This window comes from Lentibacillus amyloliquefaciens (assembly GCF_001307805.1).
GTDB classification, from domain to species: Bacteria; Bacillota; Bacilli; order Bacillales; family Amphibacillaceae; genus Lentibacillus; species Lentibacillus amyloliquefaciens.
The window spans coordinates 2996609-3016066 of sequence record NZ_CP013862.1 but is presented as its reverse complement, the minus strand read 5'-3'; the positions used below and the strand labels follow the sequence as shown (position 1 = coordinate 3016066).

General features: G+C 43.0%; 16 protein-coding genes and 1 riboswitch. Of the genes, 6 read left to right on the top strand and 10 right to left on the bottom strand.

Annotated features, from left to right (window positions below):
* Positions 1–73 precede the first annotated feature (73 nt).
* Both AOX59_RS15210 and megL read right to left on the bottom strand, forming a co-directional pair.
* Positions 74–538 carry a DUF4825 domain-containing protein gene (locus tag AOX59_RS15210; protein ID WP_237049414.1) on the bottom strand — a complete coding sequence of 155 codons (465 nt, stop codon included), beginning with the start codon at positions 536–538 and terminating at the stop codon, positions 74–76.
* Between the two features lie 538 nt (positions 539–1076).
* Positions 1077–2264 (bottom strand): methionine gamma-lyase, encoded by a 1188-nt coding sequence (gene megL, locus AOX59_RS15205; RefSeq protein ID WP_068446751.1) that lies wholly within the window; start codon positions 2262–2264, stop codon positions 1077–1079.
* Between the two features lie 206 nt (positions 2265–2470).
* A riboswitch (SAM riboswitch) is annotated at positions 2471–2587 on the top strand.
* Positions 2588–2718: 131 nt separating this feature from the next.
* Between megL and AOX59_RS15200 the strand changes: the two genes are divergently transcribed.
* The 4 genes from AOX59_RS15200 (at position 2719) to AOX59_RS15185 (ending at position 8745) form a co-directional block, all read left to right on the top strand.
* Complete coding sequence (locus tag AOX59_RS15200) at positions 2719–4458, top strand: PLP-dependent aspartate aminotransferase family protein (protein ID WP_068446750.1); 1740 nt, start codon at positions 2719–2721, stop codon at positions 4456–4458.
* Positions 4459–5150: 692 nt separating this feature from the next.
* The gene (locus AOX59_RS15195; RefSeq protein WP_068446749.1) at positions 5151–6059 is read left to right on the top strand and encodes an SGNH/GDSL hydrolase family protein; all 909 of its coding nucleotides are present in this window, start codon (positions 5151–5153) and stop codon (positions 6057–6059) included.
* Between the two features lie 15 nt (positions 6060–6074).
* Entirely contained in the window at positions 6075–6701 is a 627-nt protein-coding gene (locus AOX59_RS15190) for a YpmS family protein (protein WP_068446748.1), read from the top strand.
* 421 nt (positions 6702–7122) lie between these two features.
* Complete coding sequence (locus AOX59_RS15185; protein WP_068446747.1) at positions 7123–8745, top strand: ABC-F family ATP-binding cassette domain-containing protein; 1623 nt, start codon at positions 7123–7125, stop codon at positions 8743–8745.
* Between the two features lie 177 nt (positions 8746–8922).
* On the opposite strand, the gene AOX59_RS15180 is transcribed toward AOX59_RS15185, so the two are convergent.
* Both AOX59_RS15180 and AOX59_RS15175 read right to left on the bottom strand, forming a co-directional pair.
* Complete coding sequence (locus AOX59_RS15180; RefSeq protein WP_068446746.1) at positions 8923–9855, bottom strand: NAD-dependent epimerase/dehydratase family protein; 933 nt, start codon at positions 9853–9855, stop codon at positions 8923–8925.
* 99 nt (positions 9856–9954) lie between these two features.
* Positions 9955–11145, bottom strand: a complete 1191-nt coding sequence (locus AOX59_RS15175) for a glycine C-acetyltransferase (RefSeq protein ID WP_068446745.1) — start codon at positions 11143–11145, stop codon at positions 9955–9957.
* A 305-nt stretch (positions 11146–11450) separates the two neighbouring features.
* Here AOX59_RS15175 and AOX59_RS20505 point away from each other — a divergent pair, with 305 nt between their 5' ends.
* On the top strand, positions 11451–11582 hold the full coding sequence (locus tag AOX59_RS20505; protein WP_257720691.1) for a hypothetical protein: 132 nt from the start codon (positions 11451–11453) through the stop codon (positions 11580–11582).
* A gap of 213 nt (positions 11583–11795) precedes the next feature.
* On the opposite strand, the gene AOX59_RS15170 is transcribed toward AOX59_RS20505, so the two are convergent.
* The 6 genes from AOX59_RS15170 to AOX59_RS15145 all read right to left on the bottom strand — a co-directional run bounded on the left by AOX59_RS15170 (position 11796) and on the right by AOX59_RS15145 (position 18828).
* On the bottom strand, positions 11796–12626 hold the full coding sequence (locus AOX59_RS15170) for a 3D domain-containing protein (protein ID WP_068446744.1): 831 nt from the start codon (positions 12624–12626) through the stop codon (positions 11796–11798).
* A gap of 247 nt (positions 12627–12873) precedes the next feature.
* Complete coding sequence (locus tag AOX59_RS15165; protein WP_068446743.1) at positions 12874–13809, bottom strand: ABC transporter ATP-binding protein; 936 nt, start codon at positions 13807–13809, stop codon at positions 12874–12876.
* The gene (locus AOX59_RS15160) at positions 13809–14864 is read right to left on the bottom strand and encodes an ABC transporter ATP-binding protein (protein WP_068446742.1); all 1056 of its coding nucleotides are present in this window, start codon (positions 14862–14864) and stop codon (positions 13809–13811) included. The genes AOX59_RS15165 and AOX59_RS15160 overlap by 1 nt, the downstream gene beginning before the upstream one ends.
* Positions 14865–14884: 20 nt before the next feature.
* Positions 14885–16042 (bottom strand): oligopeptide ABC transporter permease, encoded by a 1158-nt coding sequence (gene opp3C / locus AOX59_RS15155; RefSeq protein ID WP_068446741.1) that lies wholly within the window; start codon positions 16040–16042, stop codon positions 14885–14887.
* Position 16043: 1 nt separating this feature from the next.
* Entirely contained in the window at positions 16044–16973 is a 930-nt protein-coding gene (gene opp3b, locus AOX59_RS15150; RefSeq protein WP_068448382.1) for an oligopeptide ABC transporter permease, read from the bottom strand.
* A gap of 151 nt (positions 16974–17124) precedes the next feature.
* Positions 17125–18828: a peptide ABC transporter substrate-binding protein gene (locus AOX59_RS15145; RefSeq protein WP_068446740.1), complete on the bottom strand. Its 1704-nt coding sequence runs from the start codon at positions 18826–18828 to the stop codon at positions 17125–17127.
* Positions 18829–19064: 236 nt separating this feature from the next.
* Here AOX59_RS15145 and AOX59_RS15140 point away from each other — a divergent pair, with 236 nt between their 5' ends.
* On the top strand, positions 19065–19433 hold the full coding sequence (locus tag AOX59_RS15140; protein ID WP_068446739.1) for a DUF3899 domain-containing protein: 369 nt from the start codon (positions 19065–19067) through the stop codon (positions 19431–19433).
* The last annotated feature ends 25 nt before the right edge of the window (positions 19434–19458 follow it).

The following is a 19458-nucleotide window of genomic DNA, read 5'->3' as shown; positions in this document are numbered from 1 at the left end:
AGGATGATTGATAAAATAGGGGATAGTGAGCACATTTTCATTCCTGATTAGCGCCCGATTCTGGTATAATCCTTTACTCAAATAACTGATTCACCTTATCTTCATTCTCCAGATGTTTTTGTGCAAGTTCCTTCAGATCATCCTTATTTTTCAATTCACTAAAATCTTCTCCATACCAATTTTGCAGGTTTTCTTTCGTTATTTTGTATTCCTGATTATCAAAATTAAACGTTATCCAATCTGCATTCTGAACTAAAGTAAATAAAAATGTAGCGTTAAAAACCGCTGCTTTTTTATAGTTTTGTTCTGATTCCGACCAATCGTAATTTAAAATAACTCCATACGGTTTCTCTTTTGTTTCAAGTTCGAACCCTTTTAAATGTTCCGCGCCTTGCAATTGATTTGCGATGTTCCCTACCGCACTGTTATCTCCGACATACGAGTCCTTATATTTGAACATATCTCCTGCTCCGTTTGCTTTACTACACCCGCTTACAATCAAAATTATCAGTATTAAAAAAGATGAGAATTTAAACATTTGTTTCACTGGTATCCCTCCCTCCATTCTTTTACTTATAAAGAGTTTATCACGTTATTCAACAAAATGGCCCGATTGTTGCACAAAGTTTGAAACCCAGAATGTTCGATTTAAGACCATTTTATTACAATCTTTAGATTTATTTTAACACAAATACTCAGAATATCTGGTTAATATTTTTAAAACACATCTCTATTTTTGCACAATGCAAGCTAAATCATCACTTATGTAAAAGGTGTTTTAGCAAAGCAATTTTGACCCGTTTTATCAATCCTTTTAGGGCAATAACAATATTTATTGTCATTTTGTTATTTATGTGCTAATAAAGTTGATAAAATGTTGAAGGATTTATCCAAACGTTGTCATACCAGCAAAAAATAGCGTACTAAATATTATGTGATTTAGTACGCTAAATGTATGGTGTTTTTATTCTTTCTCCACCGTAAGTGGACTACTTACTTAGTAAAAGTCAGCTTTTTGTTGTTGGAAACTATGCTGCCCAGTGATGAGATAAGATGGCGTTATTCAGGCATGGCTCTCATTTCAATTGGTCCAGAGCCTGCTCCAAATCCTCCCAAATATCTTCCCATGCCTCAAGACCGACGGATAAACGTATCAGCTGATCGGTTATTCCCATTTCCGCCCGGGATGCCGCCGGAACAACCGCATGCGTCATCGTCGCCGGGTGCTGGATTAGTGTTTCCGCATCGCCCAGACTCACAGCAATTTTGATAAAATTAAGATTGTTCAAGAGTTGTTGGGCTTCTTTTTTCGTCCCCTTAATCTCAAAAGAAATCAGCCCGCCTCCTCGTTTCATTTGTTTTTCACGGATATGATAATCGGGGTGCTGCGCGTCATCCGGATAAAGAACACGCGATACACTTGGGTGGTTGCGCAGTTTGCCATCAATTTTTTCAGCGTTGTCACAATGACGATCGACTCGGATCGGCAGCGTTTTCAGCCCTCTGATCAGAAGCCACGCGTCAAACGGCGACATGACACCGCCCATATCCTTCTGTACAGTCATCTGCACCTGATCTAAAAAGTCCTTTCGCCCGACAGCCACACCGGCAATGACATCTCCGTGTCCGCCTATATATTTGGTTGCACTGTGAAGCACTACATCACACCCCAGTTCAAGCGGCCGCTGCAAATACGGTGAAGCAAACGTGTTATCAACAACGACCGGAATTCCTTTTTCACAGGCGACTTCCGCGACCATTTCCAGATCAATCAGTTTCATAGTCGGATTGATTGGTGTCTCCACATAAATACATGCCGTTTCCGGTCTGATCAGTGCGCGCAGATCATCTCTTGTTTCCATCGTCGAAAAGTCAGACGAAATATTATATTTTTCATTCATCATGCTTAATAAACCGAATGTGCACCCGTATAAACCTGAGGAGCATAATATGTGGTCATTTGCTTTCGTCAAAGCAACGAGGATAGCTGACACCGCCGCCATTCCTGATGCAAACGCGAGTCCCCGCTCACCTTTTTCCAATGCAGCCATTTTTTCTTCCAGCACTGTTACAGTCGGATTCCCCAGCCTCGAATACATATAACCGTCTTCCTCACCGGCAAAACGGCGCTCCCCCTGTTCAGCTGTTTCAAAAGTGAATGTGGATGTCTGAAACAGCGGTGGTGCCAGACTTCCCAGCAAATCCGCGGAATCGTAGCCATCATGGATGACTGACGTCTCCAAATTATTTTGACGTTTTGTCATTGATACTCTCCCCCTCAATAAAATGCTTATAATGTTATTTTATTGTATTTACACTGATTTTGAAAGCGTTTTCCAAAAATGGCTCCCCTGCTAATTACTTTAATATGAAACAAATCTTAAATCCGCAAACAGAAGTTTCAGATAAAATGCTTGACGGATAGATTGATTCACGTATATAATATTCATTAAATTAATAACATTAACATCTCTTATCAAGAGCGGCGGAGGGATAGGCCCTGAGAAGCCCGGCAACCATTAAGGCAAGTCTTCTTGCCTTGAAAGGTGCTAAATCCTACAGATTAAATGGATCTGGAAGATAAGAGGAGGACCGGTTACATAATCAACCCTCTTCTCTTATGAAGGGGGTTTTGTTTTACCTCTCCTCTAAGCTGACAGAGCCTTATATTCCTGAGCACGACATCATATTAACCAAAATTTCAAGGAGGAATTTATCATGACCGATTTCCATCTGCAAAGCCAGGAAACCCAATTACTTCACGGTGGTCAGGAGCCGGATCCTACAACAGGTTCCCGGGCAGTTCCAATCTATCAGACGACTTCCTATGTATTCCGGGATACCGAACATGCTCAGAACCTTTTCGGACTGGCAGAGCCCGGCAACATTTACACACGTATCATGAACCCGACTAATGATGCGTTTGAACAGCGCATGGCACTGCTGGAAGATGGTGTGGCAGCTGTTGCTACCTCATCCGGTATGGCGGCCATTACGTTATCGATTTTAAACCTTGCCGGAAGCGGTGATGAAATCGTAGCCGACAGCAATCTGTATGGCGGCACGTATAATTTATTCGTCAACACGCTGCCGCGATATGGCATCAACGTTAAACTTGTCGATGGCACTGATCATGAAAGTATTAAAAATGCCATCACCGATAAAACAAAAGCAATCTTTGGCGAAACGATTACCAATCCAAGCCTGAATGTATTGGATCTGGAAGCACTTGCAGGAATTGCTCATGAAAATGGCATCCCGCTTATTATTGATAACACGTTTGCAACACCTTATGGTACGAAACCACTCGCTTGGGGTGCTGATATTGTCGTTCATTCAGCTACCAAATGGATCGGCGGTCATGGTACAACCATCGGTGGTGTCGTGGTTGACGGTGGCCGTTTTAACTGGGGGAATGGCAATTTTCCTGGATTCATTGAGCCGGACGAAAGTTATAACGGCCTTCGATATGTTGACCTTGGTCCGCCTGCCTTTGCGATGAAACTGCGCGTTCAGCTTCTGCGTGACATCGGTGCTTCTTTAAGTCCGCAAAATGCGTTTCTTCTCCTGCAAGGTCTTGAAACACTTCACTTAAGAGTCGAACGCCACAATCAAAATGCTGAAAAGGTCGCTGATTTTCTGGTTAACCACCCTGCTGTTGAGTGGGTTAACTATCCAGGTTTAAAAGACCATCCTTCTCATGATATCGCCGGGAAATATTTGCAAAATGGCTTCGGATCGATTATTACATTCGGCATTAAAGGCGGACGTGACGCAGGCAGAAAGTTAATCGACAATATTACGCTCTGGTCCCACGTTGCCAATGTCGGGGACGCGAAGTCACTTATTATACACCCGGGCTCAACTACTCACCAGCAACTCGATGCTGAAGGCCTGGAGAAAAGCGGTGTAACAGAAGAATTAGTCCGTCTATCAATCGGACTGGAGTCAACAAAAGATACACTCGCTGACCTTGACCAGGCAATTGCCAAAGCAACCGGTGAGACACCGGTGATTCAATCGTCTGAAGGAGATGCGATTCAATGGCTGCTGGCTTCCCCATTTGACCGGAGCAACGGTGATATCCGTCAAAAGGCAATTGCTGTCTTTGGACTGGACAGCGGGGATGATGAGTTTTACCAAAACACGCAAAAATTAAAGCAGCTTGGCTTTAAAATTGTACCGATCAGCTTATCTGAACCGAGTGTTTTAGAAGAAGAAGCATATTCACAGCTTCAGGATGTGCCGATTACAGTTGACGCTGTCTTAACCAATGATGAAACATTGCCCGGGCAAACAGCTGAAACACTGGCTAAGAAAAACGGAAAAATCCTGTGGGCAGAAAAAGCATCCGCAATAGAGCAATCACTTGAAAGCGCCGGAGCCTCCGGGATAGCAGTCATTTCTGATAAAAATGCTTACGACGAAGCTATCCGCCTTCGCAAAAACGGTGCCTGAAGCGTGCAACCTCGAAATCGGAGCAAACTGGTGAACGATAAAGTGAATCTTCAATCAGTGGGGGTTTTCTTTCTTCCCCCACTGATTGTTAGATGAACAAATCGAACATTTACTGGCAGTTATCACCCACTAATCTTCATCGTATACGCCAACATTTGAGGTGGGGGGGCTTACTCCCAGTTACATGTGGGGTAAAAAAATTCGTCTTCATTCGAAGGCGAATTTTTTAGTTGCTGCTTTTCGCATTTTCGTTTAAATAGCATTTATAATGGGGATTAGCCAAGCGTGTTCATGATATAATAATATAAAGTGAAACTTCATTCAGTGGAGTGCTTTTCTCCACTGAATGTTAGTTGAGCAGAATCGGGCATTTATGGACAGTTAGCCGCCGTACTCTGGCGGGTTACTGTCCATTACATGAGGGGAAAAGTGAAACGTCGGCCCGAGAGTAGAAACATGAGCTCGAGAGTAGAGGATCAGAACTAGCTGTGTAAGACGACGAGCGAATCTTCCACCGAGTTGCGAGTAGTTTAGCAAAAGGTTACCCGGAACAATGCAGAAATGCATCTGTGTATCTGCCAACCCCCAATCTCCGGGTCCCGGGTGCTGAATGCAGGCTGCTTTACATTGGAGCTAAATACTGCCTAAGATAAGGTTTTAACGAACACGAATAACTGACAATGGGTGTGAAAATGATGAACAGACGATATGCTTTTCTCATTTTGGGTATACTGCTCATAGGCATAACTGTCTTTTTTATTATAGATAAGCCGGAATCAACCAATGAAGAAACACCCGACAATACACAACAGGAGCAACAGCAAGACAGACCCGGAGGTGAAACCAAACAAGAGGAAGAAGTCGATCAGGAAGAAAATCAGACTTCTGAAAAAACTGCCGGGGAGCAGATTGGTCAATTACGGGAGGTTTTCAGTGAAGTTGTCCAGACGACCATTGATTTCTTTTCCAATCGGGAATCAAACGTGACAGCACTTGGTGATTCACTAACTCAGGGTGTCGGTGACAATGTAACCGATGGCGGCTACGTTGGTATATTGGATAATACGATCAATGCGAATAATCACCTTGTGACATTTGATAATTACGGCAAACATGGTCATCGGTCCGATCAGCTTCTAAAGCGGCTTGAAGAACAGCAAGTGGCCCAGTCCGTTGAAAATGCCGATATGGTCCTGATAACAATCGGAGCAAATGATATTATGCAAGTTGTTAAAGAAAACTTCACCGACCTGAAGATTAACGATTTTACGCCGGCAAAAGAAACGTACGAAGAGAATTTACGGCAAATTTTTGATAAAATCTATAGCTTAAATGAAAACACGCACATTTATTTAATTGGGATATACAATCCTTTTATGAATTATTTCCCTGATATTAAGGAATTGGATATAATTGTTGAGGACTGGAATAACATCAGCCGAAGCGTGGCGGCGGAACATGAAGACGCAACATTTATCCCGGTGGCGGATTTATTCAGTTCCGGGGATAAGAAATTATTTGCAGATGACAATTTCCATCCGAGCCACAGGGGCTACCAGCTTTTCGCAAGACGCATCCTGGAGCATTTAACAAATCAGTAGAAGGAGGCGGAGACTGTGCCAAAACATGACAAGAAAAAGAATAAGTGGAAACAGTTTTTCTTCTGGCTCCTTGGTTTGAACGTACTGGTAGTTCTGGCTATATTAACGCTGATTTTCTGGCCTGTATCCGAAACAGAAACACCTGGAGGGTCAGAAGAAAACACAATGCAAAGTTCAGAATTTACGGTGCGCACTTCAAAACAAAACGTCAATGAATTGGTGAATGCATATATTGAAAAACTTCTGGAAGACACAAGTCATGAGTATAGTGTTTCATTGGAAGAAAATGTCGAATTGAGAGGCGAACTTCCTGTCTTTTCCTCCACTGTGCCGGTCTCTGTCTATTTGGAGCCAGTCGTTCAGGATAATGGCGATATCATTCTGAAGCAAGAGTCGATTTCGCTTGGGCAGCTGGCACTCCCGAACCAAAAAATTATGGAATACCTGAAAAAATATTTACCGATGCCTAATTGGGTGACGGTCGATCCGGCCAATGAAGAAATCTATGTAGCCGTCACCGATATGCAAATTCGCAGTAACTTGAATGTCAGTGTTGAGAGCTTTGATCTTGAAACTAACAATCTTGCATTTAATATTGAAATACCTTATGAAACGTTGGGAATTGAAAAGCGATTTTATTGATTGTGAATTGGATGTTCGCGCGCTGGCCACCTCTATACCGGATTTATCAACCGGAAAAGCCAGGCCGAATTCGGCCTGGCTTTTCCTCAGCATTTAATTGTTACATGTGTGGTAACAACAAGATTTAATCCTTCGCATAAAGTGTGTTCACTTGTTCAATTCCCATGTCATGATGTTCATCGGTCTCGTTAAATAATGTATCCCGCAGCTGCAGCAAGCGGTAATTGCTCCCCCTTCCCCCCCCAAAGCAAAAGCAAAATAGCCCTACTTTTAATGTGAGGCTCTTTTTCGCTCATGACAACCTTTTTAACTTGAGTTCAATTTCTTTATTCGTACCGGCAACTGAAATCCGTTTACGTTGACTAAATGACGCAAATCCCTTAAGCTGACAGTGATTATATTTATTGGAGGACGTTAACGGATGCTAACGGTTAATAATGTAAGCTTGCGATATGCTGATAAAAAATTATTTGAAGACGTCAATTTAAAATTCACGCCGGGCAATTGCTACGGTGTCATTGGAGCAAATGGAGCAGGCAAGTCCACTTTTCTCAGGGTCCTTTCCGGTGAAGCCGAACCGCAAACAGGTAATATTTCCAAATCCCCGGATGAACGGATTGCCGTGCTCAAGCAGGAGCATTTTGCCTATGATGAATACGGAGTCATGGAAACTGTCCTGATGGGGCATGAGCGATTATATGAAGTAAAACAGGAAAAAGATGCGATTTATATGAAGTCTGATTTTTCCGAGGAAGATGGTATGCGGGCTGCTGAACTCGAGGGAGAATTCGCTGAAATGAACGGCTGGGAAGCAGAGTCCGATGCAGCAATACTGTTGAAGGGACTCGGAGTTAACGAATCCCTTCATTCAGCAAAAATGGCTGATCTGCCCGAAGACCAGAAAGTAAAGGTGTTACTTGCACAAGCACTCTTTGGGAATCCGGATATTTTACTTCTGGACGAACCGACAAACGGTTTGGACATTCATGCCATTCAGTGGCTGGAAGAGTTTCTGATCAACTTTGAAAACACAGTGATCGTTGTTTCTCATGACCGCCACTTTTTAAATAAGGTATGCACACACATTGCAGATGTTGACTACGGAAAAATTGAAATCTACGTCGGCAATTATGACTTCTGGTATGAATCCAGTCAGCTGGCACAAAAAATGGCCCAGGAAGAAAATAAGAAAAAAGAAGAAAAAATTAAGGATCTGAAAGCTTTTATTGAACGATTCAGTGCAAATGCGTCGAAATCACGCCAGGCCACATCGAGGAAAAAGCTGCTCGACAGCATCACGCTGGACGATATCAAGCCTTCATCAAGAAAATATCCTTATATAAACTTTACACCTAATCGTGAAATCGGCAACGACCTGCTGTTTGTCGAGGGTTTAACCAAAACCATTAACGGTGAGAAGGTCTTGGACAATGTCAGCTTCACGATGAACAAAGATGACAAAATTGCACTGATCGGTAAAAACGACATTGCGAAAACGACACTGCTGGAAATTATTATGGGCAATATGGAACCTGATGCCGGCACGTACAAATGGGGTGTGACCACATCACAATCCTATTTCCCAAGGGATAATTCAGCATATTTCGATGGCAATGATCTGCCGCTGGTCGACTGGCTCCGGCAATATTCGCCGGAAGATGAAACGGAAACCTTCCTGCGCGGATTTTTAGGAAGAATGTTGTTTTCCGGCGACCAGGCATTGAAAAAAGCAAGTGTCCTGTCCGGCGGTGAGCGTGTCCGCTGTATGCTGTCGAAAATGATGCTTTCAGGTGCCAATGTGCTGGTTCTTGATGAGCCGACCAACCATCTGGATCTGGAATCAATCACATCTCTGAACAATGGTCTGAAGCGATTCAAAGGATCAGTCCTGTTTACATCCCATGACCATGAATTTATCCAGACGATTGCTAATCGGCTTATTGAAATTACACCTCAAGGTCTTGTCGATAAAGAAATGAGTTATGATGAGTATGTAGCAGATAAAGAATTGCAGACAAAAGTTGAAGCGATGTACGCCAGCTAATAAGCAGCTTAGTTTTTGTGCAAATCGATCCTCGTCTTACTCGGGATATGAGACTCCACCCAATACGTATTGATGATCGAATTTCGCGCGGTCCTGGAACGGATAGCACAAGTTTGATATTTACAACAAGAAACGTTCCCTTATGCAGGGCAGGCATAAGGGAACGTTTCTTTAATTCTACTTCATTTGCAGCTTTGTAAGCATGTCCTCGGTCATCAAGTCAATATCATATTCAGCTTTAAAGCCCCATTCTTCTTCTGCTGCAGACGAGTCAATATTATCAGGCCAGCTTTCGGCGATTTGTTGACGGACTGGGTCGACGTCAAATTTTAGCTCAAACTCAGGAATATGTTTTCGGATAGCACCAGCAAAATCTTCCGGTGCCGCGGATATAGCCGAAATATTGTAAGCATTGCGGTGCACAAGTTTATCCGGGTTGGCTTCCATCAGCTTGACGACGGCATTCAGGGCATCCGGCATGTACATCATATCCATATATGTTCCTTCAGCAATGTAGGAAGTGCATTGTTTATGCTTGATGGCATCATAATAAATTTCCACTGCATAATCGGTTGTTCCCCCGCCAGGCGGTGTCATATAAGATATCAAACCTGGATAGCGGACCCCGCGCGTATCCACACCATAACGGTAAAAGTAATAATCACAGAGCAGCTCGCCTGCCACTTTATTAACACCGTACATAGACGTTGGACGCATAGTTGTTTCCTGCGGTGTATGCTTCTTTGGGGTCGTTGGTCCGAAAGCCCCGATGGAACTTGGCGTAAAAAACTGCAAATCCAGTTCCCTCGCAGCTTCAAGGGCGTTCATCAGGCCGCCCATATTCAAATTCCATGCCAGTTGCGGCACGGACTCTGCCTTCGCTGACAATAAAGCGGCCAGGTGCATGATCGTATCTGCGTTATGTTTTTTGGCAGCATTATAAATTGCCTTTTCGTCGGTAACATCAACAATTTCAAACGGACCTTCTTCATCTTCTTTTTGCCAGATATCTGACCCAATGACATTATTTGTACCATAGTTTGCTCGTAATTGCCTGAGGAGCTCTGAACCAATTTGTCCGAGAGCACCCGTCACCAGTATTTTTTTCATCGTTTTTCCCCCAGCTAGCTCCTGTGTTAAAAGCGGGCATGATGTTATTTGAAACGGATGGTATGCCGATTTTCACCTGCCATCGATCCAATTCACAATTTAAATGATACCCAGTTCCTTGCCGATTTTTTCATAGGCAGCAAGTGCATCATCCAGCATTTCTTTCGTATGGGCTGCTGTCGGCATGTTGCGTACGCGTCCCTTTCCTTTGGGCACTGTCGGGAAAACAATCGATTTTGCATAAATTCCTTCTTCATACAGCCGCTTGCTGAACGTCTGTGTATCCTTTTCATCACCTATGATACAAGGTGTAATTGGCGTTTCACTATTGCCGATATCAAAGCCAAGTTTCCTCAACCCGTCCTTCAAATAATGGCTGTTATCCCATAATTTATCATTGAGATCAGTTGATTCCATTAAGAGGTCCACGGCTTTCGTGCTTGCCGCTGCATCTGCAGGTGAAACCGCTGTTGAAAACAGAAACGGACGCGAGCGGACTTTCAGCCAATCGATCAATTCTGTTCTCCCGGCAACATAGCCGCCAATGACACCGATTGCTTTTGATAAGGTACCCATTTGAAAATCGATCTTTTTTTGCAAACCAAAGTGTTTCACGGTTCCGGCACCTTTGCCCAGCACGCCTGAACCGTGGGCATCATCGACATAAGTAATCAAGTCAAATTCTTCCGCTATTTTAACGATCTCAGGAAGCTCGGCAATATCCCCGTCCATCGAGAAAACGCCATCTGTAATAATCATGACTTTATTGTAATCCCCTGATTCCACTGCTTCTTTCGCTTTGGTGCGCAAATCACTCATATCTGAATGGTTGAAACGGAGGATCTTTGCCCGGGACAAACGGCAGCCGTCAATAATCGATGCATGGTTCAGTTCATCAGAAAGAATCGCATCATTTTTATCCATCACTGCAGAAATGGCCGCCATATTACAATTGAAACCGGATTGGTACGAAATGACTGCTTCAGTACCTTTAAATTCTGCCAGTTTCTTTTCGAGTTCAAGATGGAGATCCATGGTGCCGTTAATGGTACGCACTGCACCTGCTCCGGCACCATGGGAATCAACAGCTGCTTTGGCAGCTTCTTTAAGCTGGTCATTGGTTGCAAGTCCTAAATAATTGTTGGACGAAAGATTAATCTTACTTTTTCCATCAATATTAATAACCGGACCATTGGCTCCCTCGATGGGGTCAATTTCGTTATAAAGTCCGCGTTCTTTCAAATCCTTGATATGTTCGTTCAGAAATGATTGCAATGCTTTGCTCGTCATTTAATATGTCCTCCTTTTATGTAAGCGTTATCAATATTTGCATTTATTGCACTAATATATTCTATTATAAAGTTTAACATATCATTCTATTATTTGGTATTTTCATCAAGAGCCTTATCAATATATTGTCAGATTTTCTGTGATTTTGTCATAACTTTCTATGGTATATTTGTCTCATTTTTACTATAATTAATGTAGATAGTGGTTGTTCAAAAAGTCCGGTAACAATGATACGTCGAATTTCTTCGTTGACTTGTTATCCTCCTTTTTGAACACGCACGATAATGAAAAAGGGGCAGCAAATCATGAAACAAGTTTTAATGGCGCTATTTTTAACTTTAATTCTCAGCTTCAGTATCGTCGGGGTTACGCAGTCTTTTTCTGAAGCGGATGATGCTGTCGAAAATGAAGACAGCAACGAGATTAAAGTAAATTAATAAAGTGAATCTTCAATCAGTGGGGGGTTTCTTTCTTCCCCCACTGATTGTTAGATGAACGAATCGGACATTTACTGGCAGTTTGATCCCCCACCTAATCTTCATCGTATACTCGGAACATTTGAGGTGGGGGGCTTACTGCCAGTTACATGCGGGATAAAAAAAGGGAGCACTTATTCGTTAAGTGCTCCCTTTTTTATTACTGGTGCATTATTATTCAACGACTGTTACGTCTACTGTGCGGACGCCCCAGTTGTTTGCTTCACTTTTTGATGAGACGTGAACATCAATTTTGTTGCCATTAATAGCGCCGCCTACATCTGCTGCAGTTGCATAACCATAACCTTCAACATGGACTTTTGATCCTAGTGGAATAACGCTTGGATCAACTGCAATAACTTTCTTGTTTGGATTAGCATTCAGGTCTACACCAGTTGCTGTGACACCTGAGCATCCAGCACAATCAGCTGTATATGCTGTTGCTGTCATCGAAATAGTCTCGCCTTCCGGACTATTTTGTGATGAAGATTCTTGGTTTGAACTTGATTCATTGCTGTTGTTATTGCTGCTGACAGTTTGTGCCGGTTCACTTGACTGTTCCGGTTCAGATGACTGTTCTTGTTCACTTGATTCGTTTGATTCGTTGGATGAACTTTCAGATGCAGAAGCCGATTCGTTTTGGCTTTGTTCAACATTAGCACCATTCAGGTCCAGTTCTTGTCCAACTACGATGATATCAGAATTCAGGTTGTTCCATTTTTTCAGGTCATTGACCGATACATCGAATTCCTGACTGATACCGATTAATGTATCACCTTTCTCAACTGTATATGCATCGTTGAGGTATAATGTTTGTTTTGGTTGAATGGTAGTGTTTTTAAGATTATTTATATCAACTAATTCCTCAACGGTTGTATTATTGTCTTGTGCGATTCCCCAAAGATTGTCTCCCTTTTCAACTTCGTACTCAGCTGCAGATGCAGTTGTTACAGTAGCGCCGGCAATCATGACACCTGTAGCAATTGAAGCTACCAATTTCTTCATAGGTAGTTACCTCCTTTGATTTGTACAAAACCTATCGTAACACGTGGGCACCGGCTTTGCAGTTACAGGAGAGTTAAGAGTCTATTACAAGAAATCTCGAACTGCCAATGAAATATTACAAATTTAAAAGATTCATTTCAAAAGGTTGTTAGTATTACATAATTGTTGCCATAGCGGCTTACTGTAAAGAAAAAACCTTACTGCTATTTGTGCAGTAAGGTTTTAAAATTCAATAAAACGACCTGAATCAATTACTTTCCAGCTCTTTTTTATACCGTTCGAATTCTTCTGTTGTGCAGCGTACCCAGTGACCCGGTGTAACCTCCCGGAATTCAGGCTCTTCGCCTGTGTCATGCTCAGTCGGGTCATATGCCACACGTTTCCGGTACCGCTCATAATCCGGGTCAGGCAGCGGGATAGCCGACAGTAATGATTTTGTATAAGGATGGAGCGGATTACGGTACAATTCATCACTTTCAGCAAGTTCTACCATATTACCGAAATACATGACACCAATACGGTCACTAATATATTTAACCATTGACAAATCGTGCGCAATAAACAAATATGTCAGTTCTTGATCACGCTGAAGCCGTTTCAGCAAATTGACAACCTGCGCCTGAATTGACACGTCAAGAGCGGAAATCGGTTCATCAGCAATAATAAACTCCGGTTCCACTGCGAGCGCTCGTGCGATGCCAATACGCTGGCGCTGTCCGCCGCTGAATTCATGCGGAAAGCGGGTAGCATGTTCTTTGTTCAAGCCAACCGTTTCCAGAAGTTCCTGCACACGCTGTTTCCGGTCTTCCTCATTCTTGGCCAGCTTATGGATATCAATCCCTTCTGCTACAATATCCATAACAGTCATTTTAGGATTCAGTGAAGATGATGGATCCTGGAAAATCATTTGCATCTTCCGGTTCAATTTCAGCAGATCCTTCTTTGATTTTTTGCCGTGAACATTTTCGTTGTTAAATATGACATCGCCGTCTGTTGCATCATGCAAACGGATGATTGTCCGGCCTGTTGTTGATTTGCCGCAGCCCGATTCACCGACCAAACCGAACGTCTCCCCTCTGTAAATGTCGAAGGAAATATCATTAACAGCCTTAACGACGCTTTTACGGCCTAATTTAAATTGCTTTTTCAAATTTTTTACTTCAAGAACTTTTTCTTTTTCCATTATTCGTCACCATCCTTGCCATCGTCCATTGAAGCAAAGCCTTGCATTCTGCGCTGGACGGCTTCCGGCGGATCGATCTTCGGTGCATGTTCATGGAGCAGCCAGGAGGCGGCATAATGTGAATCTGACACTTTGAACATCGGCGGTTCCATCTTTGTATCGATCTCCAACGCAAACCGGTTCCGTGGTGCAAACGCATCTCCCTCAGGCGGATTCAGCATGTCCGGCGGGCTTCCCGGAATGGCGAATAATTCTTCTTCTTCACTATCAAGTGTTGGCATCGAACCAAGCAGTCCCCATGTGTATGGATGTTTCGGATTATAGAAAATATCGTCGGACGTTCCAATTTCAACAATCTTTCCGGCATACATTACAGCCACACGGTCAGCTACGTTGGCTACAACCCCGAGATCGTGGGTAATAAAGATAATCGCACTGTCCATCTCCCGCTGAATATCTTTCATCAGCTCCAGTATCTGGGCCTGGATTGTTACGTCAAGAGCAGTCGTCGGCTCATCGGCAATCAGAATTTTTGGGTTACAGGCAAGTGCAATCGCTACAACCGCACGCTGACGCATCCCGCCGGAAAACTGGTGTGGATACTGATTCAAGCGGGTTTCCGGCTGTGGAATTCCAACGAGTTCCAGAAGTTCGATCGTTTTATCCTTTGCCTGTGCTTTACTCATTTTCCGGTGCTTGATCAGCCCTTCTGCAATCTGTTTGCCTACTTTCATTGTCGGATTCAAGGATGTCATCGGATCCTGAAACACAGTGGAAATATCTTTACCGCGTAATTTTTGCATCTGTTTGTTCGTATATTTGGTGATATCTTCACCTTCAAACAGGACTTCGCCCGTTTTGATAAATCCTTGAGGTTTTGGCAGCAGCTGGGTGATAGCTTTTGTTGTCACAGATTTTCCTGAGCCGGACTCACCCACAATGGCCAATGTTTCACCTTTTTTCAAATCAAAATCTATTCCACGCACAGCTTGCACTTCACCACTGTACGTTTTAAACGATACACTTAAATCTTTTACTTCAAGTAATTTACTCATTCTCAGAAACACCTCCCTTGTTATTTGTGCATTTTCGGATCGAATGCGTCCCGAAGTCCGTCACCAATAAGATTAAAGGTAATCATGATGGCAGAAATCAGAACAGCCGGCCAGAATACCATGTACGGATAAAGCCTGAAGACTTTAAATCCGGCGTCGATCAATGCACCGAGTGATGCCTCCGGCGGTGCGATACCAAGCCCGATAAAGCTGAGGAATGCCTCAAAGAAAATAGCACTCGGGATGGTGAACATCGTATTGATGATGATGATACCAGCAACGTTCGGCATCAGATGTTTCCGAATGATCTTGCCGTTAGATTGTCCCAATGTTCTTGCTGCCAATACATATTCTTCGTTTTTCTGTTTCAGCACTTCGCCCCTTACAATACGTGCCATACCTGTCCAACCGGTAATTGTAAGGGCCAGAACAATCGACATGATGCCTGGCTCCAGTACGACAAGCAACAGGAATATAACAACAAGGTTAGGTATACCAATCAGAATTTCCAGTATTCGCTGCAAAATGTTATCGACGCGGCCACCGTAATAGCCTGATATACCACCATATGCGACACCGATCAAGAGGTCAATCGCAGCTGCCACAAACGCGATAATCAGTGAAACGCGTGTGCCAAGCCATATACGCGTCCATTGGTCACGTCCGAGCTGGTCTGTACCGAGCCAGAAATATTGATCCTGCATGTCCTTCGCTTCATAAACTTGGTATGTAGCTGAGACTTCAGCAGAATCATCGCTGCCATCACCTTCAGACAGTACTTCAATATCAACAAATTCTTCGGCATTATCATAACGCATGACCGCATTTTCAGTTGCTTCCTCAACCGTTGCGCCCGTAAATTCACTCTGGAGCGTTCCATCCATGCCCAATAAAGGCAGATTTTCTATTACTGGCACACGCGGCGGCATTTTAGCACGTGACAGTTCCTGATCATCCATTCCATAACTATTAAAATATGGTCCAATAATACTCATAATGATAATGATGATCATCAAAATAATACTGAAAACCGCCGCTTTATTTTTAAAGAATGTCCGTCGTGCATCCTGGAGAAAAGACCGACTTGGTTTCGTTATCTTCTCGCTCGTATCTTCTTTCCTCTCGTGGGGGACAAAAAGTTCCTTAGGTGGTTCATTATGATGCTGATTTTTTGCCATTTTAACTTCCCCCTCCAGTCAGCCGGATCCTAGGGTCAATCAATACATAGAGAATATCGATGACAAGAATAATCGCTATAAATAACACAGAGAAAAACAAGGTTGTACCCATTATCGTTGGATAATCGAGCACTTGAATTGAGCTTACAAATTGTTCGCCGATACCCGGCACAGCAAATATTTGCTCGATGACAAGTGTCCCGGTCATTAGCGAGACTGCCATTGGTCCCATAACGGTTACAAGCGGGATGAGCGAGTTTCTGAGACCATGCTTGAAAATAATCGCCGGTTCAGTAAGCCCCTTGGCCCTGGCAGTTGTAATATAATCTGATCCAAGGACTTCAAGCATTTCCGTCCTGGTAAAACGTGCTGCAGTCGCCATTGGAAAAATAGCCAGCGCTATTGTCGGCAGCACCGTATGCGCATATGTTCCCCATAAGGCGACAGGGAATAGCCCCCATTCGGTTGCCAAATACCATTGCAGTAAACCTGCAAAGATAAAGGATGGGATGGACGTACCTAAAACAGCTATGATTGTAGAGGTATAGTCAAGCCACCCATTATGATAGATAGCAGCAATTAATCCAAATAAGATTCCGGCAATTGTTCCAAAAATAAGTGCTTGTCCACCAAGTATAAGTGATGGCGGCATCCTATCTATTAAAATATCTGTCACGGGGGTACTGTCAAAGTGGAAGGAAATTCCCAAATCTCCTTGTACAAGTCCAACCATATAGTTGACATATTGTATTGGAATAGGCTCATCTAAGCCGTATTTTGCCAATATGACTTCCTGTTGCTGTTCTGACAGCTTATTTTCAGCTGACAGCGGACTTCCGGGAAGCAATTTCATAAGAAAGAATGTAACGGTGGCTATAATAAACAATGTAATGGCCATATAAAATATCCGCCGCAAAATATAACGAAGCATTTCCGCACCTCCTAATTTCTGCTGAATCTTGTTGCTGATGAAAAATTCATTATTGTATGATTTTTTCTTATACAGGGTAAAAGAGAGCATATGCCATAAGGTCATATACTCTCTTTCCCTAAAATACAGCATATTTGATTAGGTTAAATTGTTATTCTCCTGATCCTACACTCGCCCATTTCCACTCATATGTCGGTCCAAATGAGTTGACGTAGACATCTTGAATTTTTGGTCTGACAAGCTGTGCCATTGCACTTTGATAAAGTGGTGCGACAGCAGCTGTTTCAGCCAGGAGTTGTTCGGCTTCAAGGAAGTTTTGATAACGTGCTTCCTGATCCTGTGCCAACTCATTTGTTGTCTCTTCAATCAACTGGTCATATTCTTCGTTGGAATAGCCCATCTTGTTGTTTTGACCATCTGTCAACCACAGATTCAAGAATGTGTAAGGGTCCATGTAGTCAGGTCCCCAACCGGATGTCTGAAGTTGGTATTCCATGTTGGTATCCGCATCGAGGCGCTGTTCGAACGGTACGGATTTAATGGTCACTTCTAAGCCTGGAAGATTTTCCTGAAGCTGGTTGGCAATGTATTCATCGGACGTTTTAGCTGTTTCACTGTCACCGCCAAGCAATTCCAGTTCTACAGAGTCTTTGCCAATTTCTTCAAGGCCTTCTTCCCACAATTGTGTTGCTTCTTCAGGGTTATGGGTAACAAGATCGCCATTTGCTTCACGGAAGTCTTCGCCGCCAGGTGTTTGTACGAAATCTTGCGGTACAAAACCAGTTGAAGCGATTGAACCATTATTCAAAATTTCGTTAACCAATGCTTCTTTGTCTACAGCCATAGAAATTGCTCTGCGCATCTTTTCGTTCGCAAGCGCATCGCTCTGTGTCTGATTCATCTTCAGATAGAATAATGATGCTTCAGGGAATACTTGATAATCTTCATGAGACTGATACTGATCGACAAGGTCTGATGAAAGGCCTGCACGATCAATTTCGCCTTGCTCATATAAGTCCACCGCTGTTTGCGGGTCTTTGACAACTTCAAACGTCATTTTATCAAGCTGTACAGTTTCTGCATCCCAGTAGTCTTCGTTTTTCTGAAGCTCCCAGGAACTTGCTGTGCTGTCCCAGTTTTCTAATGTAAAAGGACCGTTGAACAGCAACGTGTCAGTGCTTGTTGCATATTCATCGCCCTGTTCTTCAACAAAGCTCTCGTTTAAAGGAAAATATGTTGGGAATGTTGCCAATGATTCAAAGTATGGAACAGGGTTTTCAAGCTGCACTTCCAATGTGTAATCGTCAGGTGCACTTACGCCCAATTCTTCTACCGGAACTTCACCTTCGTTAACAGCAGTCGCATTTTGAACAACGCCGCCCAGCATGTATGGGCCGTACTCTGAACCTGTCTCAGGGTCAACTGCGCGCTGCCATGAGTAAACAAAGTCATTAGCTGTTACAGGATCGCCATTTGACCATGTTGCGTCTTCACGAAGTGTGAATGTCCAAGTTGTACCATCTTCACTTACTTCATGTTCAGTAGCAATACCTGGGACAATTTCACCGTCTTGCACACGATAAAGACCTTCCATTGTGGCACCCGTGAACTGAATTCCATATTCATCGGTAGCCATGCCGGGATCCATTGACGGAATTGTGTCACCATTAATAAAATTTAAAACCTGTTCAGCGTCGGAACTGCCTTCTCCCTCTGAACTTCCTTCTGATGATTCGCTTGATCCGTCGTCACTTCCGGAATCACTTGAACCGGAATCGTCACCGCCGGAACATGCAGCAAGGAAAAGCGCAAAAAGTAAAGCTAATGCTAAAAGCCAAATCTTTTTGGACTTCATGCTGTGATTACCCCCTTAATAAATTCTGATAATTTAGCAGATTTAACCGCTTGATAAGAATTATACTATTTTTGTTACAAGTTTGTAAAGTCTTTTTTGTGGGAAAATAGAAAGGATGAAATCCCTTTCATGTATGACGCATGTTACAGCTTCTGAAAAATTTATTTTTATTTTACTTGAATGAATTATGCTATACTGTTGTGCAAAAGTACTTTTGAAGGCAGGACTTATCGCTTATGTTAAAGACGAATATCCGGATATTTCTCATCAACTGCGGCACAATACTCTTGATTGTTTACTTGCTTGAATCAGCTCTAACATTGCGTCAGCTGCTGGATATCACATTTTATTTTGTGCTTGTATATATGGTTTTTGCACTGTTTCTGTATACTGTCAAAGGCGGATTTTATGATGGTGTGACATTTGGTTTTCGCAGGTTTCTGAGCATTATGTCCAAGGGCGGCGACCCGCTGGAAGAATGGAGGGACAAACCGCCGATATCCACTCAGATCAGTACCAATCTTTATAGAGTCGTTCGCTTTCAGTGGCTGTCGCTCACCGTCTTGCTCACTATTCTTTTTATTCTATATTATGCAATAAATTAGTCCCCCCTCGGAAAAGTGCCTAAAA